Here is a 17,438-nt window from a genome sequence, read left to right on the forward strand (position 1 = left end):
AACAGCTTTGCGATCGCTGCGGCGCGTATTCCGTATTTTCTTAATTTAAAAGGGCCAGCGATTCCTATTGATACCGCATGTTCATCTTCATTGGTCGGCACACATTTAGCGCGCCAGGCACTTATAAACAAAGAAATTGATATGGCGCTGGTCGGCGGGGTCAGCTTATACCTGACGCCGGAATCTTACATGAGTATGTGTGAGGCCGGCATGCTTTCACCTGATGGACAATGTAAAGCATTTGACAATAGCGCGAATGGTTTTGTGCCCGGCGAGGGTGCGGGTGCGCTGGTTCTGAAAAGGCTGAAAGATGCAGAAGCGGACCGTGACCATATTTATGGCATTATCATTGGCTCGGGTATTAATCAGGACGGGAAAACAAACGGAATCACGGCACCGAGTGCAAAAAGCCAAATGGATCTGGAAAGAGACATATATGAAACATACGGCATACATCCTGAGAGTATCAGTTATGTCGAGATGCACGGCACAGGAACAAAACAAGGCGATCCAATTGAATTAGAAGCTCTGTCCACCGTATTTCAAGAAAAAACAGACAAAAAGCAGTTTTGCGCAATCGGTTCCGTCAAAAGCAATATTGGTCATACATCCGCGGCGGCAGGAGTAGCCGGGGTTCAAAAAGTGTTATTGTGCATGAATCATAAAACACTTGTGCCGACATTGAACTTCACGACACCGAATGAGCATTTTGAATTTGAGCATTCTCCTTTATACGTAAATACGGAGCTTAAGCCTTGGGAAACGGCTGATGGAAAACCGCGGAGAGCATGTGTAAGCTCCTTCGGATATAGCGGAACGAATGCCCATATTGTGATAGAGGAATATCAGCCTGACAAGAGGAACGATCGATTAACAAAGCAGCACCGCTCAGCATTATTTGTACTCTCAGCGAAAAAAGAGAAGCAATTGAAGGCCTATGCGGAAGCAATGAAAGATTTCGTAACTTCCAATGAAGATATCGATCTGGAGGATATGGCATACACACTTCAGACGGGCCGGGAAGCAATGGATTATCGCATGGCGTTTTTGGCGGATTCGAGAGAAATGCTGATCAAAGCTTTAGATGATTATTTGGCTGAAATGCCGAACGGCAGCATATTTGCTGCTCACGTGAAAACGAAGAAGAGCGAAATCAAGCTGTTTGAAACGGATCATGATGCCAAAGCATTGCTGCAAACATGGATAGAGAAAAAAAGGCTGGAGAAAGTAGCAGAGCTATGGGTGAAAGGGCTGCAGATAGATTGGAATGAGCTTTATGGAGAATACACGCCTCGCCGAATCAGCCTGCCTGCTTATCCGTTCGCGGAAGAGTATTACTGGCTGCCAACTCAAGAAGGTGAACCCGAAACCATTGCTACAGCTCTGCCTCAATCCGAACTGATGCCAAAGCGCTGCTTTCTGCGTAAACAGTGGCAGCCTTGTCCGATTGAACCGGCCAAAATGACGAATCAAATCGTCGCGATTTTGGCAAATGAGGAGACAATGGCATTAGCGGAAGAGCTTTCGACGTATTTCTCGAATTACCGTATATTTGACAGCCAAGAGCTGGATCGGGTATCTGCTGCTGACAATGAACACGTTGCTGGAGCAATCGATCTGATCGGGTGCGGAATGAGCCATGAGCATTCTATGGGCTGGATAAACTGGCTCCAAAAGCTGATTGAGCAAGGACGTACAAGCAAGCATCATTTGACGATCTTGGGTGTAACAAAGGGGCTGGAGGCCTATGCAAATGACGCTGTTCATTTGTCTGGTGCTTCGCGGGCCGGTTTATACCGCATGCTTCAAAGCGAGTACAGCCACCTTACTTCAAGACATGCAGATATGGAATGCGAAGCCTCTCATGAGGAGCTGGCCGGACTGATTGCAGCGGAGTTTTATGCCAAGAGCACAGAAGCAGAAGTCTGTTATCGAAACGGACAGCGATATCGCGCATATTTGGCAGAGCAGCCAGCAGAAGCCGCTCTTAGTCATAAGCAAGTATTGTTTTCAACAGACAAAGTCCTGCTTATTACAGGCGGGACAAGAGGTCTCGGCTTGCTGTGTGCGCGGCATTTTGTGAAAACATACGGCGTTAAGCGGCTGGTCCTTATCGGTCGTGAAGAGCTTCCGCCGCGTGACCAGTGGAATTCGGTAAAAATGGCCTCTCTTGCCGAGAAAATAAAAGCCGTTCAAGAGCTAGAAGACATGGGTGCGCAAGTTCAGGTGCTGTCTCTGGATCTGACAGACAGGGTTGCTGTCGAACAGAGCCTGAAGACAATACACGAAACAATGGGGGCGATTGGCGGAGTCATCCATTGTGCCGGGATGGTGAACAAACAAAACCCGGCTTTTATCAGAAAATCACTAGAAGAGATCGAACAGGTGCTTGAACCGAAAGTCGAAGGTCTGCAAACGTTGTTTGACCTGCTTCAAGATGAACCATTGGCGTTTTTCACCTTGTTTTCATCAGTATCAGCGGCCATCCCTGCACTAGCAGCGGGACAAGCTGATTACGCGATGGCAAATGCTTTTATGGATTATTTTGCGGAGGCTCATCAAGATAAATGTCCCATTGTAAGCATTCAGTGGCCTAACTGGAAGGAGACCGGTTTAGGCGAGGTTCGAAGCAAAGCTTTAGAACAAACTGGATTGATCAGTTTGACAAACGACGAGGGATTACAGCTGCTTGACCAGATTCTATCAGACAGACAGTATGCTGTCGTGCTGCCGGCAGTACCAGATACAAACGTTTGGAAGCCGGATAAGCTAATGAAGCCGTCACTGCCTGTCGAAGCTCTCTCGCATCCTGAGACGAAAGAGCAAACCGGCACTCGCAACCTGTTCCCTGAAACAGTCGACTGGCTCGTAACTCTTTTTTCAGATGAACTGAAAATAGCTGCAGAAGACTTTGAAACGGATGAACCTTTCCAAGAATACGGAATCGACTCGATTATATTGGCCCAGCTGGTACAGCAGATGAACCAACAATTAAATGGAGATATTGATCCGTCAATTTTGTTTGAATACCCGACAATAGAATCCTTTGCACACTGGCTCATTTCGAAATATGACATATCAGCTGTTTTACAGCCATCTGTTCCTGAGAAACAGACACCTCTCAAGCCGCAATCAGCAATGAAACAGAAGCTGGTGCCAGAACAGCGGCCGCAACAGATAAGCCATGAAAAAACGGCACTTCTTGCTGAGGACATCGCTATCATCGGTCTTAGTTGCAGGTTCCCAGGAGCAGAAACCCTAGAGGAATACTGGGAACTAATACGTGATGGACGGTCTGCGATTGTGCCTGTTCCGCCTGAACGATTCGGGAACTCCAGCTCAAATTACGCGGGCCTCATTGATGAAATGAACCAATTTGATCATGATTTCTTCATGATGTCCGAAAACGATGTCAGAGCGATGGACCCTCAAGCTTTGGCTGTATTGGAGGAAAGCTTGAAGCTGTGGTATCACGCCGGTTATACAGAGAAAGAAGTGAAAGGCATGAGGGCTGGTGTTTATATAGGAGGCCGCAGCCAGCACAAGCCTGATCCGGTCAGTCTTTCAAAAGCAAGAAATCCGATAGTCGCTGGCGGACAAAACTATTTAGCAGCTAACATTTCACAATTTTTTGACTTGAAGGGACCGAGTATTGTCCTGGATACAGCTTGTTCCTCTGCGCTGGTGGGGCTGAATATGGCCATTCAGGCTCTGCGAAGCGGAGATATTGAGGCAGCGGTTGTAGGCGGCGTCAGTTTGCTTGATGCTGATGCGCATCGAATGTTTTATGAGCGCGGACTTTTATGTGACAAACCGTCATTCCATATTTTTGATAAGCGGGCAGACGGTGTCATTTTAGGAGAAGGCGTGGGCATGGTTCTCGTCAAAACCGTCAGCCAAGCGCTTGAAGACGGAGATTCCATATATGCAGTCATTAAGGCTGCAGCAATTAATAATGATGGAAGAACGGCTGGCCCATCATCTCCGAATCTCGAGGCACAAAAGGACGTCATGCTGTCAGCGCTTGAAAAAAGCGGCAAAAAGACTGAAGAGATCAGCTATCTCGAAGCGAACGGATCGGGGTCGGCAGTAACAGATTTACTTGAATTAAAGGCAATCCAGTCCATTTACCGTTCTGAATCAAATGCTCCGTTAGGGCTGGGATCGGTGAAACCTAACATCGGCCATCCATTATGTGCAGAGGGGATTGCGAGCCTGATTAAAGTAGCTTTAATGCTGAAGAATAGACAATTGGTTCCATTCCTGTCAGGTAATGAAAATATGCCGTATTTTGATATAGAAAAGACAGATTTGTATTTCAGCAGATCGCAAGCCGAGTGGAAGGAGACAACGCCGGCTGCGGCAATTAATTGTTTTGCAGATGGCGGAACGAACGCCCATCTCATTATAGAAGCCTGGAATGAATCGGTTGCTCGTCCAATTAGAAGAAAACCTCTGCCTTTGCCGGAATTAAATAGGCAGCCCGTTTTAATCAAACCATCAGCTCAAAACGTGCAGGAAAAAGTGCATTCAGACACAGGGGCTTCTAAAGATATGTTTTGGAAAACTTTCAAATAAGAGAGGAGTGGGAAAATGATAACTGAACAACTGCATATTTCATTAAATAATCCAATCATGTCCAACCACAAGGTATATGGACAAGCGTTATTACCCGGCCTTGCTTATATAGATTTAATCTACCAAGTATTCCAGGAACATGGTTATGCATACCAAGAGCTTGAATTAAAAAACCTGACCATTTTTTACCCTTTGATCGCAGATGAGTCATATGACATTGCCCTGACCATTCACGTGTCTGAAAGAAAGGAAGGGACATGGTCCATCATCATCGACGGACAAAAACAGCATGGAGAGTCGCTATCTGACAAGAGACAATATGTGACTGCTGACATGCATCGTAAAGAGCAAGCTTCTTTTGCCGAATCAATAGACCTTAATCATTGGAAAAATACAGCTGACAGGATTCTGAATTTAGATGAAATATATGAACAATGCCGCTCTCAAGAGTTAGTGCATACCGGCATGATGAAGGCGGAAGGACAGATTTATGAAACCAAAGAGGGTGCTTTAATTGATTTAGCAGTTGGACAGGAAGCCCTGCGCCATTCTGAAGCTTTTCTGTTTCATCCGACGCTTATTGACGGGAGCGGCATAGGGTCAAGCTGCCTGCTCCCAGATCAAACGATGTACCTGCCATTGTATTATGAATCGTTTTCTGCTTCAGAACGATTGCAAAAAGGATGTACAGCACGGATCTTCTCCTCATCTGTGCGCCAAAAGAAAGAGCTCATTTATATGACGATTGAATATTTTAATTCAGCAGGACAAAAAGTGGCCGAGCTGAAACAATTTGCAGGCAAGTCTGTACGGAATATGTCAGACTTTCATTCCGCACAAGAAATTCAAGAAGAAAGAGCTGCTATCTCTCAGAACATCAGTCGGGACTATCCCGCATTTGAAATGTATTTGCGTCAGCTGCTTGCTAAGCAGCTTGAAAGGCCGGCAGAACAAATGGATATCCACGCTGGGTACTATGAGCTTGGTCTGGATTCTCCGTCATTGCTTACCGTGGTTCAGGAAATTGGAGATAAGGTTGGAGCGGATCTTGCTCCGACACTGCTGTTTGAATTTACAACAATTGCAGAACTAGCTGCTCATCTTGCTGATCACTATTCAATTGGAGAGGCGGACGATGCTGTCCGCCAATCTCCTTTACCAATTGATGGTGTTACCTCTTCACCAGAGATCGGGGAGGACATAGCCATTATCGGAATGGCGGGACGCTATCCTAAGGCGAAAAATATACAGGAATTTTGGGAACAGCTTAAAGCGGGTACCGACTGCATCACAGAGATTCCAAACTCACGCTGGGAATGGAAAGAAAACAATGGACTGGATTCACCTTCGGGCAAGCCATTGTCAAAATGGGGCGGGTTTATCGAGGATGCTGATTGTTTTGATCCTCAATTTTTCAGAATCTCTCCGCGTGAAGCGGAAATGATGGACCCTCAGGAACGGTTATTTTTAGAGACGTGCTGGGAAGCTATTGAAGATGCGGGTTATACACCAGAGACAATTGCTTCACCGCAGGGAGAAAATAAAAGACAGCATGTCGGTGTGTTTGCCGGCGTTATGCATAAGGACTATTCCCTTATAGGAGCTGAAGCTCTATCAGAACACAATCCATTTCCTTTATCGCTGAATTATGCGCAAATCGCCAACAGGGTCTCTTACTATTGTAATTTCCACGGCCCAAGCATGGCGGTGGACACGGTCTGCTCTTCCTCATTAACTGCGGTTCATCTGGCAATAGAGAGCATCCGGAATGGAGAATGCGAGGCCGCGCTTGCCGGAGGCGTCAATTTGTCACTGCATCCGGCTAAATATATCAGCTATGGCAGTGTAGGGATGCACTCAAGTGACGGCTATTGCCATACTTTCGGCAAAGGCGGGGATGGCTACGTATCTGGAGAAGGTGTCGGCACAGTATTGCTAAAACCGCTGCGAAAAGCTGAACAGGACGGTGACCGAATCTATGCTGTCATCAAAGGCAGTGCGATAAATCATGTAGGGAAAGTAAGCGGGATTACAGTACCGAGCCCGGTAGCTCAAGCTGATGTAATCGAAGCATGTCTAGAAAAAACAGGAATTGATCCGCGCACCATCAGCTATGTTGAAGCCCATGGCACTGGCACCTCATTGGGAGATCCGATTGAAATACAGGGGTTAGTAAAAGCTTTCAGCCGCAATACGCAGGACAAGCAATTCTGTTCAATCGGTTCTGTGAAATCAAATATTGGCCATGCTGAAGCTGCAGCCGGCATTAGCGGCTTAACGAAGACTGTCCTGCAGCTGCATCATAAAACCTTGGTGCCCTCATTACATTCAGAAGAGCTGAATCCTTATTTGAAGCTTGATCAAACCCCATTTTTTGTCCAGCATGAAACAAAGGAATGGGAGCAGCCATCTTTTACAGAAAACGGGGTGGACGTCACATATCCCCGCCGTGCCGGTTTAAGTTCGTTTGGCGCTTCAGGATCAAATGCGCATCTTATTTTGGAAGAATATATTCCGGCAGAGAGCCATTCAGAGACGATTTTAACGAAAAATGAAGAAATAGTGATACCTTTGTCTGCGAGAAACAAAGATCGTCTGCAGGCTTACGCTCTTAAACTTCTTGATTTTCTTAGCGAGGACGTCAATCTTTTAGCGTTAGCTTATACCATGCAGGCAGGGCGGGTTGAAATGGAGGAGCGTGCGGCCTTCATCGTAAAAGACATAAAAGATTTAACGGCTAAACTTCGGGCGTTTGCCAATGGAGAAGAAGAGATCGAGGGCTGCTGGACCGGACAAGCCAAGGAGAATCAGGAGGCGGCTGGGCCGACATCGGTAAATGCGCTGAATAACCATTTGATAAAAGACAGCGAAATGATGGAAATGGCGAAAGCATGGGTTCAAGGAAAGCGGGTCACCTGGGACGATCTATACGGAGATCGCAAGCCGCTTAAGATCAGTGTTCCGACCTATCCGTTTGCAAGGGAGCGCTACTGGATCCCGGTTCCTGAAATGAAAACCAGCACTGTGAATCATATCTTACATCCGCTGGTGCACCGCAATACATCAGACTTTACTGAGCAGCGCTTTAGCTCTGTATTTACAGGCACGGAATTTTTCCTTTCAGATCATGTTGTACAGGGACAGAAGATTTTGCCGGGCGTTGCCTATTTAGAAATGGCAAGGGAAGCAGCGGAAAAAGCTGCAGGCGATCTGGACGGCGAACAAAGAGTGGTGTCGCTTAAAGACATTGTGTGGGTGCGGCCTATCACGATAGAAAGTGAACCAAAAGAAATACATATTGGCCTTTTTCCTGAGGATAACGGGGACATTTCCTTTGACATTTATAGCAGCTCTGAACATAAAGAAGAAGCCCTGACGATACACTGCCAAGGCCGCGCTGTCATTTCAGATGAAGCGGACACTTCCATTTTAAACCTTTCATCAATACAGACAGAATGCAGCCTGGACACAGTGACGTCAGAACAATGCTATGCAGCGTTTCGAAAGATTGGGCTTGACTATGGAGAGGGCTATCAAGGGATTGAAAAAGTCTATGTCGGCAAAGATCAATTGCTTGCAAAAATCTCGTTACCCGCTTTTCTAAAAAACGACAAGCAGCATTTTGCGCTCCACCCGAGTTTGATGGATTCCGCGTTCCATGCCACAGTCGGTTTTATCGTTAGCTCAGTCAATGCCGCTGGACAAGCTCAGACGCTGTCTCTTCCATTTGCGTTACAGGAGGTTGATATTTTCAGCCCATGTCCAGAGAAGATATGGTCTTATATTCGATACAGTTCAGACAGTAAAGCGGAGGACAAAGTCAGAAAGTATGATATTGATTTATGTGATGAGAACGGACATGTTTGTGTGCGAATGAAGGGTGCCTCGATGCGGGCACTTGATGGAGAGCAGCATTCAAAGCCGCAACTATTAACTGATTCTCAGCTGACCGGGCATACGATGATGATCCCTGTCTGGGAACCAGTCTCTTCAGATACGGAGGATAATGCTTCGTTTGCTGGTACACGAGTTGTTTTATGCGGTGCTGCTGAAGCTGATCGGGCATTAATAAAGCATCATTATCCGCAAGTATCCTTTATCGATATCCGGCCTGCAGATGACATTGAGGGAATAGCGGACAAACTGCAAGCGTACGGAAGCATTGACCATGTTTTGTGGATTGCCCCGTCACACCGGGGAAGTATAGGTAGTGATGGACAAGAAGAAGCTGTTCTTCACTTATTTAAGCTTGTGAAAGCATGCCTGCAATTAGGCTATGGCGAGAAACAACTTGAATGGTCTCTTGTGACCGTCCAAGCGCAGCCGGTTACGCAACATGAAGCAGTACAACCCGCTCATGCAAGCATTCATGGGCTTGCCGGCACAATGGCAAAGGAATATCCACACTGGAAAATCCGTCTTCTCGATCTTGAAAAAGGCTGCACATGGCCGATAAATCACATGTTTGCGCTCCCAGCTGACCGCCTTGGCCATGCTTGGGCCTATCGTAATCAGCAATGGCATCAGCAGCAATTGATCCCATATCGGCACTCACTGTCAGGCGACACGCTGTATCGGAAAGGCGGAGTCTATGTGGTCATCGGAGGAGCCGGGTATATCGGAGAGGCGTGGAGTGAGTACATGATCCGCCGCTACCAAGCGCAAATCGTTTGGATTGGGCGAAGTCAACTTAATGCTGCCATCCAGTCAAAAATAGACCGACTTTCGGCGCTTGGCCCTGAGCCTTTCTACATTGCAGCCGATGCAGCCGATAAGCATTCATTGCAGCAGGCTTATGATCAAGTGAAAATGCGCCATCCTCATATTCACGGGATTGTTCACTCTGCGATGGTTTTATTTGAGCAAAGCCTGGAAAAAATGAAGCCGGAAGAATTCACCGCTGGACTGGCGGCGAAGATCGATGTCAGTATTCGGATGGCCCAAGTGTTCCGCCAGGAGAATGTAGATTTTGTTTTATTCTTCTCTTCGCTTGTAGCCCATATCAAAAATGTGAAGCAAAGCCATTATGCCTCTGGCTGTACATTTGCAGATGCTTTTGCTCACCGGCTTTCTCAGAGCTGGGCATGCCCTGTAAAAGTCATGAACTGGGGATATTGGGGGAATAGTGAAGCGGCTGAGGATGAACATTATGTACAGCTCATGAATCAAATCGGCTTAGGTTTAATTGAGCCTGCGGAGGCTATGAAGGCGCTGGAAGCCCTGCTTTCTGGGCCAGTCAGCCAAACAGCTTTCATTCATACGACAAAGCCTGTAGCAGTCGAAGGCGTGAATCAGAATGAATTCATCACTCTTTATCCAGAGCAACCTTCAGCAGATGCAGAGAGCCTGATGGAGCGTCTGCCGACTACGGGACGATTTCAAAGAGTGACACATGAAGAGCTTGATGATCTTCTTTACAGGCTGTTGTTAGGACAGCTGCAAACAGCCGGGCTGTTTGATGGTTATACATTATCGGTTGAACGTCTTCAACAATATAAGACTCGTGAATTTTATGGAAAATGGATTCGGCAAAGCAGCGAATTTCTCTTGCAGCATGGCTATCTTAAGAAAGTTGGAGATTCATTGGTGAGGAAGGACCAAGCAGAGGATATCGAGCTGCTTTGGCTAGAATGGAACGCGAAAAAAGAAAAGTGGCTTAAAGACAGCGAGACAAAGGCGATGGTTGTATTAGCAGAGACCATGCTGCAAGCATTACCGGATATTTTGACAGGGAAAGTCCCTGCAACAGATATCATGTTCCCGCATTCCTCGATGGAACTGGTGGAAGGCATTTATAAGCATAACCAAGTGGCAGACTATTTTAATAAAGTGCTTGCCGATACATTATTAGCTTATCTGGATGAACGTCTGAAGCACGACCCTGAGGCATCGATTCGCATTATGGAAATAGGCGCAGGCACAGGCGGCACGAGTGCCGGAATCTTTGAAAAACTGAAACCATATCAAAAGCACATCAATGAATATTGCTATACAGATCTGTCTAAAGCATTTTTGCTGCATGCAGAAAAGGAATATGGGGCGGAAAATCCGTACCTGACATATCAGCTTTTTGATGTGGAAAAACCGATTGATCAGCAGGAATTTGAAGCGGGAGGCTATGATGTCGTCATTGCCGCTAATGTCCTTCACGCAACAAAAAATATCCGTCAAACACTGCGGCATACAAAAGCAGTAATGAAAAACAACGGAATGCTGCTGCTGAATGAAATGGCGGGAAACAGCCTGTTCCCTCACATCACCTTTGGTCTTTTGGAAGGCTGGTGGCTGTATGAAGATCCTGCAGTGCGGATTCCCGGCTGTCCAGGCTTACATCCTGACAGCTGGAAAGCGGCACTTGAAAGCGAAGGCTTTGAATCTGTCTTTTTCCCGGCCGAGGCGGCACATGATCTGAGTCACCAAATCGTCGCAGCCTCAAGCAACGGGCTGGTTCGCCGTATGATGAAAAATGTGATCTTGCCGGAGAAGGTTGTTTCACAAGCGTCTAATCAGGAGCCAGCCTACATTCATACCATAGATTCAGAGGAAGCTGGACAATCAAAACATGCTCTCCTAAGAGAAAAAAGCACAGAATATATGAAAAAACTAATCGGGGAAACGTTGAAAATTCCTGCTGGAAAGATTGAGGCATCTGAACCGCTTGAAAAGTACGGTATTGATTCTATCGTTGTTGTCCAGCTGACGAATACATTGCGTAAAGAATTTGACCATGTAAGCAGCACTTTATTTTTCGAGTACCAGACCATTGACGCATTAGTGGAGCATTTCATCAAAACAAAAACAGAAGCGCTGATGAAATTAACAGGTCTTGACCGTCAAGTTCTACAACAGACACCGGCCGAAAGCAGAACCCAATCTTCACAGAAACCTGATCAGGCCGCTAAAAGAACACGGCGCTATCGCAAGCTTGGCTTCAGCGGGGAGAAAGAAACACCGACAAACACTCTTGCAAGCCGTGACGTTGCCATTATCGGCATTTCTGGACGCTATCCTCAGGCGGAAACAGCAGAAGACTTTTGGAACAACCTAAAAGAAGGAAGAAATTGTATTGAGGAAATTCCGAAAGATCGCTGGGATTGGAAAGCTTATTACGATAAAGAAAAAGGAAAAGAAGGATCAATTTATACGAAATGGGGCGGATTTATCAAGGATATGGACAAGTTTGACCCATTATTCTTTCAGATTTCTCCGCTTGAGGCAGAAAGAATGGACCCTCAGGAGCGATTATTTCTGCAAACCGCTTATGCAAGTATTGAAGACGCGGGATACACGCCTGACTCGCTCTGTTCAAGCAGAAAAATCGGCGTCTTTGCCGGAGTCATGAACAAAAATTATTCGACCGGCTACGGCTATTGGTCTATCGCCAACAGAATATCCTATTTACTGAATTTCCAAGGCCCGAGTCTTGCAGTCGATACAGCCTGCTCATCCTCCCTGACAGCGATTCATTTAGCGCTGGAAAGCATCTATAGCGGATCGAGTGATTGTGCCATTGCCGGCGGTGTCAATTTAGTTGTCGACCCGGTTCACTATCAGAATTTATCTGTCATGAATATGCTCTCTGCTAGTGATACATGTAAATCATTCGGCGATGATGCAGATGGATTTGTCGACGGTGAAGGCGTAGGCGCCATTGTGTTAAAGCCGCTGCAGCAAGCAATAGCAGACGGTGACCATATTTACGGTGTGATAAAGGCAAGTGCCATTAATAGCGGAGGAAAAACAAATGGATACACGGTTCCAAATCCTCATGCACAGGCACAGGTAATTAAAGAAGCAATGGAGCGCGCCGACATTCCTGCCCGAACCATCAGTTATTTAGAGGCGCATGGAACAGGCACTGCATTAGGAGATCCGATTGAGATAGCGGGGTTAACAAAAGCATTTGAGAAAGATACGCAGGAGAAACAGTTTTGTGCGATCGGCTCCAGCAAATCAAATATCGGTCATTGTGAAAGTGCAGCCGGAATTGCAGGGCTGACAAAAATACTTTTTCAGTTTAAATATGGCCAAATTGCGCCATCATTGCATGCTCAGCGGTTGAATCCGAACATCGAGTTCAGCCATACGCCATTTGTCGTTCAGCAGCAACTTGGTGAATGGAAACGCCCGGTGATTGGCGAGCAAGAGGTGCCTAGGCGCGCTGGCTTGAGCAGTTTTGGCGCCGGAGGGTCCAATGCCCATATCATCCTGGAAGAATATATTCCAAGAACGGGGACGCAAACGCCGAAAGACCATCCTCCAGCGCTGATTGTGCTGTCGGCCAAAAACATGGAACGCTTGCAAGAAAAAGCGAAACAGCTGCTTACAGCCATCAAACAAAAAAGGTACCGCGAAACAGACCTGATCAGGATTGCCTATACCTTGCAAACAGGCCGTGAAGCAATGGAGGAACGGCTGGCCTTTATAGCGGAATCACTAGAGGATCTTGAGAGAAAGCTGAACGATTTTATCGAAAACAAAGCAGACAGCCTGTATCTGGATCGCATCGATGATAACAAAAAAGCGTTAGCAGTCTTATTAGCGGATGAGGATACGGAAAAAATCATAGAAGCATGGATGAGCAAAGGGAAATACACGAAACTGCTGGATCTTTGGGTGAAAGGCTTGTCTTTCGACTGGGGCATGCTGTACGGCACCCAAACGCCTGTCCGGATCAGTCTTCCGGCATATCCATTTGCAAAAGAACGTTACTGGGCACCAGGCGCGGCAAAGGCTCCTGCGTCTATAGAACAGGATCATGATCAGCAAACAGAAGAACCTTTCAAGGTTATGACTTTTCAAGAAGTGTGGAAAGAAGAGTCGGCTACTCTCACATCGAAACGTATCAAAACGCTCATCTGTTTTCTGACTGAAAGAGAAAAGCAAAACGTATTTGCTTCAGCCCTGAAAAACGTTGATCAAGACACTAAGGTCATTTTTATATCACAGGGCGAAGTGTACAGCAAACAGTCTGAATATAGCTACCAGATTGTGCGGCAAGAACCCGTTACTTTAGAAAAGGCCTTCCAGAGCATTAAAGAAGAACTTGGAGAACCAGATGCAATCCTCTATATGTGGCCTATGGAAGACAAGCGCTGTATAAAGGACCATTCCTGTATTGTTTACCTATTACAAGGTATGTCCGCAGCAAAGCTTCATCCTTCACGGCTGCTGCTGGCAGGATGTTTTGAAGATGGTCTTGACAGAAGCTATCTGGAATCATGGATTGGCTTCGAACGTTCACTCGGGCTTGTCCTTCCGCACACAAAAGTGACTGGAATCTTTCAGCCGGCGGAACAAGGATCGATGGATGATTGGACACGTAATATATGGGCAGAATTACAGGCTTCAGCTGAACAAACGGTTTTGTATCAGAATGCGAAACGATATGTAAATCACATTGAACAGACAACGTTACAACCGGACGACAGCAAATTGAAGTCTGGCGGTACTTACCTGATTACAGGCGGTGTAGGAGGGCTTGGTTATTTATTTGCCAAGCATTTGGCCAAAAACTATGCCGCAAACCTGATTTTGACAGGGCGGTCGCCTTTTAATGATGAGAAGCAAAAGCAAATAAAAGAATTAAAGGATCTAGGCGGCGAAGCGATGTATGCAGAAGCCGATGTGTCTGATCCTATCGCAATGGGAGACTGCGTAAAGAGAGGGAAAGACCGATTCGGTGCCATCAACGGTGTCATTCATGCAGCCGGAATCGAAAGCGACTCTGCTATTTTTGACAAAAAGATCGAAAGCTTCCAGCGCATCATTGAACCGAAAATCAACGGCACGATAGCGCTTGATGAATGGCTTAAAAATGAAGTCCTTGATTTTATGTGTTATTTTTCTTCTTCTTCTGCGGTTTTAGGGGATTTTGGATGTTGTGATTATGCGATTGGCAACAGGTTTCAGATGGCTTACGCACAATACAGAAATGAGCTGCATAACGGTAAAACGTTTGTCATCAACTGGCCTGTATGGAAGGATGGCGGAATGAAGATCGGTGATGAGGAAACAACGGATATGTACCTGAAATCAAGCGGCCAACGCTTCCTAGAAGCCGAGGAAGGCATCCGTATGTTTGAGCACATCCTAGCTCAGCAGGATGCTCAGCATCTCGTCATAGCCGGTCAGCCCAGCCGTGTCAGCCGATTTTTAGGAATGACTGAACCAGCTATTCCAGAACCGGCCACTCAAGCCCCTCTAGCGCAAGAAAACAAGGATGAGGTAAAAAAGTTAAGCGTTGAAAAGCGTTTAGAACACGACTTGAAAGAGCATATTCACACATTGCTTAAGATTTCAAAGGACAAGCTGAATTTGAACAAAAATTGGGCCGACTTCGGATTTGATTCAATCTATTTGGCTAAATTTTCGAATGTGTTATCAAAGCATTTCAACATCGAAGTGACACCGGCTTTATTTTTCGGCTATTCGACTTTACAAGAATTGATCGGCTTTTTCTTAACCGATCATAAAGAGCTGATTGAAGCATTTTACCGGGATGATGCATCAGAAGCGCAAAAGCCCCCTGAAGCTTATGCAGCAATTCCTGTAGCTTTAGAACCAGAAACCAGTAAAAAAAGCATTCGGCAGGTTCACGATGAGCCTATTGCCATTATCGGCATGAGCGGCAGGTTCCCTCAAGCTGATTCGGTCCATGAGCTGTGGGATAATCTGAAAAACGGTAAATCGTGTATCTCTGACATCCCGGGCGAACGCCGGGACTGGGGGAGAGCTAACAGAGATCCAGAAAAAGCAGTGCCAAGGTGGGGTGCATTTTTGAAGGACATAGACCGGTTTGATCCGCTGTTTTTTCAAATATCGCCTAAAGAAGCCGAAAGCATGGACCCGCGCCAGCGCATTTTTCTAGAGGAAGCATGGCACACGTTTGAAGACGCCGGCTATATGGGAGATCGGATAAAAGGAAAATCCTGCGGTGTTTATGTAGGTGTGGAAGAAGGGGAATATGCGCATCTAACCGGAGATACGGATTACATTAACGGAACACAAAACGCCACATTGTCTGCGAGAATCGCATACGCATTGGATTTAAAAGGGCCTAATATGGCTTTGACAGCAGCATGTTCATCTGGACTGGTGGCGATTCACCAGGCATGTTCAGCTCTGCGTCAGGGGGATTGTGAAATGGCTTTAGCCGGCGGCGTCAGCTTGAATATTTCTCACATGTCTTTTGAGGCGCTGACAAGGGCCGAAATGCTGTCTCCGAACGGACAATGCAAAGTGTTTGACCAGGATGCCAATGGTCTTGTGCCAGGTGAAGCGGTGGCTGCTGTTCTCTTGAAACCATTATCAAAGGCAATTGAAGATAAAGATCATATTTATGGCTGCATCAAAGCCAGCGGCGTGAATTACGATGGCAAAACCAACGGCATTACTGCGCCAAATCCTTTTAGCCAGGCAGAATTGATCGAAAACATTTATGAAAAAAATGAAATCAATCCGCTCGATATTCAATATGTGATGGCGCACAGTACCGGCTCGAATCTTGGTGATCCACTTGAGGTCCAAGCGTTAACGAGCGTGTTCAGCAAATATACGAAGCAGAAGCAATTCTGTATGATCAGCTCAATTAAACCTTTAATCGGACATACATTTGCAGCGTCAGGAACGGTTGCTTTAATCAGTATGCTGATGGCTATGAAAAACCAGATCATTCCGGCCACTCATCACTGTGAATCGGAAAACCAGTATATTCCGTTTAAAGAAAGCCCATTTGTGCTTTGCAAAGAAAACCGTTCGTGGATCAGGAAAAATCAGAAGCCGAGGATGGGAACGATCAGCACGACTGGAATCAGCGGCACCAATGCACATGCAGTCATTGAAGAATACATTCCGGATGATCAGCCGTCCACACAGCGGCATCAAGGGTCACCGCAGATCATTGTGCTTTCAGCCCAAAATGACGATCGGCTTCAGGATGCTGCCTGCCGCATGATTGCGTATCTGGAGCAGAATCATAACCTTTCTTTACCTCATGTGGCATATACGCTTCAGGTTGGGAGAAAAGCCATGGAAGCAAGGCTCGCGATCGTTGCAAACAATCAGAAGCAATTGGTGCGAAAATTGAAGGAATATGTGGAAGCAATGAAGAATGGTGGGGTATCAGGCCAACAGAGATCCCTTTATACAGGATATACAGAAGGGATTTTAGAAGAACAAGATGAAGCAGTTCTGCAAGCTCTCGCAAAAGAAAGAAATTTGGAAAACATCGCGGAATGCTGGGTGAAAGGATATCAGATTCCTTGGGAACTCCTTCATGATGGCGATCACGTTCGGATGGTTTCTTTACCTGGTTATCCATTTGCAAGGGAACGGTATTGGATTTCGTCAGGCACTCAGCAATCAGAGGCCGTTAAACAGCATTCACAAGATATGAAAACAGAGATTGACGAGCCGAATGGAAAAACCCATATTCAAAAGATCATTGTTCAATTTTTAGCACGAGAATTGGGCATATCTGAGGATCGAATCAATTTCAAAAGAAACTTTCTGGATTATGGGATGGATTCAATTCTTGGCCGAAAATTGATGCGGCATATCGAAAAAACCACGCAGCTGAAGATGGCCGGCCGGGAAATCCTTGAATGTCAGACAGTCCAAGCTCTATCTGACCATTTGGCCTTAAAAGCGGAAAAACAAAATCATAGCGCAGCAGCACATCACATAAAGGGCACGTATACAGACGAGCAAATCATCGGATTAATGCAAGAGGTGGCGCTAGGGAAATTGGATTTTAAGAGTGTGCAAAACATCATAGAAGGGAGTAAATCGTATGAATCATAAAGAAATTCTCGATGCCTTCAGATCAGGAGAATTAACCATTTCTGAGGTGGAAGAAC

The 17,438-nt window shown here is 46.1% G+C and carries 2 protein-coding genes (1 of these 2 cut by a window edge); both read left to right on the forward strand.

All coding sequences use genetic code 11. The features are described from left to right. On the forward strand, positions 1–4,578 hold the 3' portion of the coding sequence (pksL, locus tag KXZ66_RS09155) for a polyketide synthase PksL (RefSeq protein ID WP_219144877.1). Its footprint begins 9,051 nt before the window's first position; only the last 4,578 of its 13,629 coding nucleotides appear in the window; the start codon falls outside the window, past its left edge; its stop codon occupies positions 4,576–4,578. Between the two features lie 15 nt (positions 4,579–4,593). Then, positions 4,594–17,382 carry a polyketide synthase PksM gene (gene pksM, locus KXZ66_RS09160; RefSeq protein ID WP_219144878.1) on the forward strand — a complete coding sequence of 4,263 codons (12,789 nt, stop codon included), beginning with the start codon at positions 4,594–4,596 and terminating at the stop codon, positions 17,380–17,382. The last annotated feature ends 56 nt before the right edge of the window (positions 17,383–17,438 follow it).

Source organism: Bacillus sp. LJBS17 (genome assembly GCF_019334685.1).
GTDB classification, from domain to species: Bacteria; Bacillota; Bacilli; order Bacillales; family Bacillaceae; genus Bacillus; species Bacillus subtilis.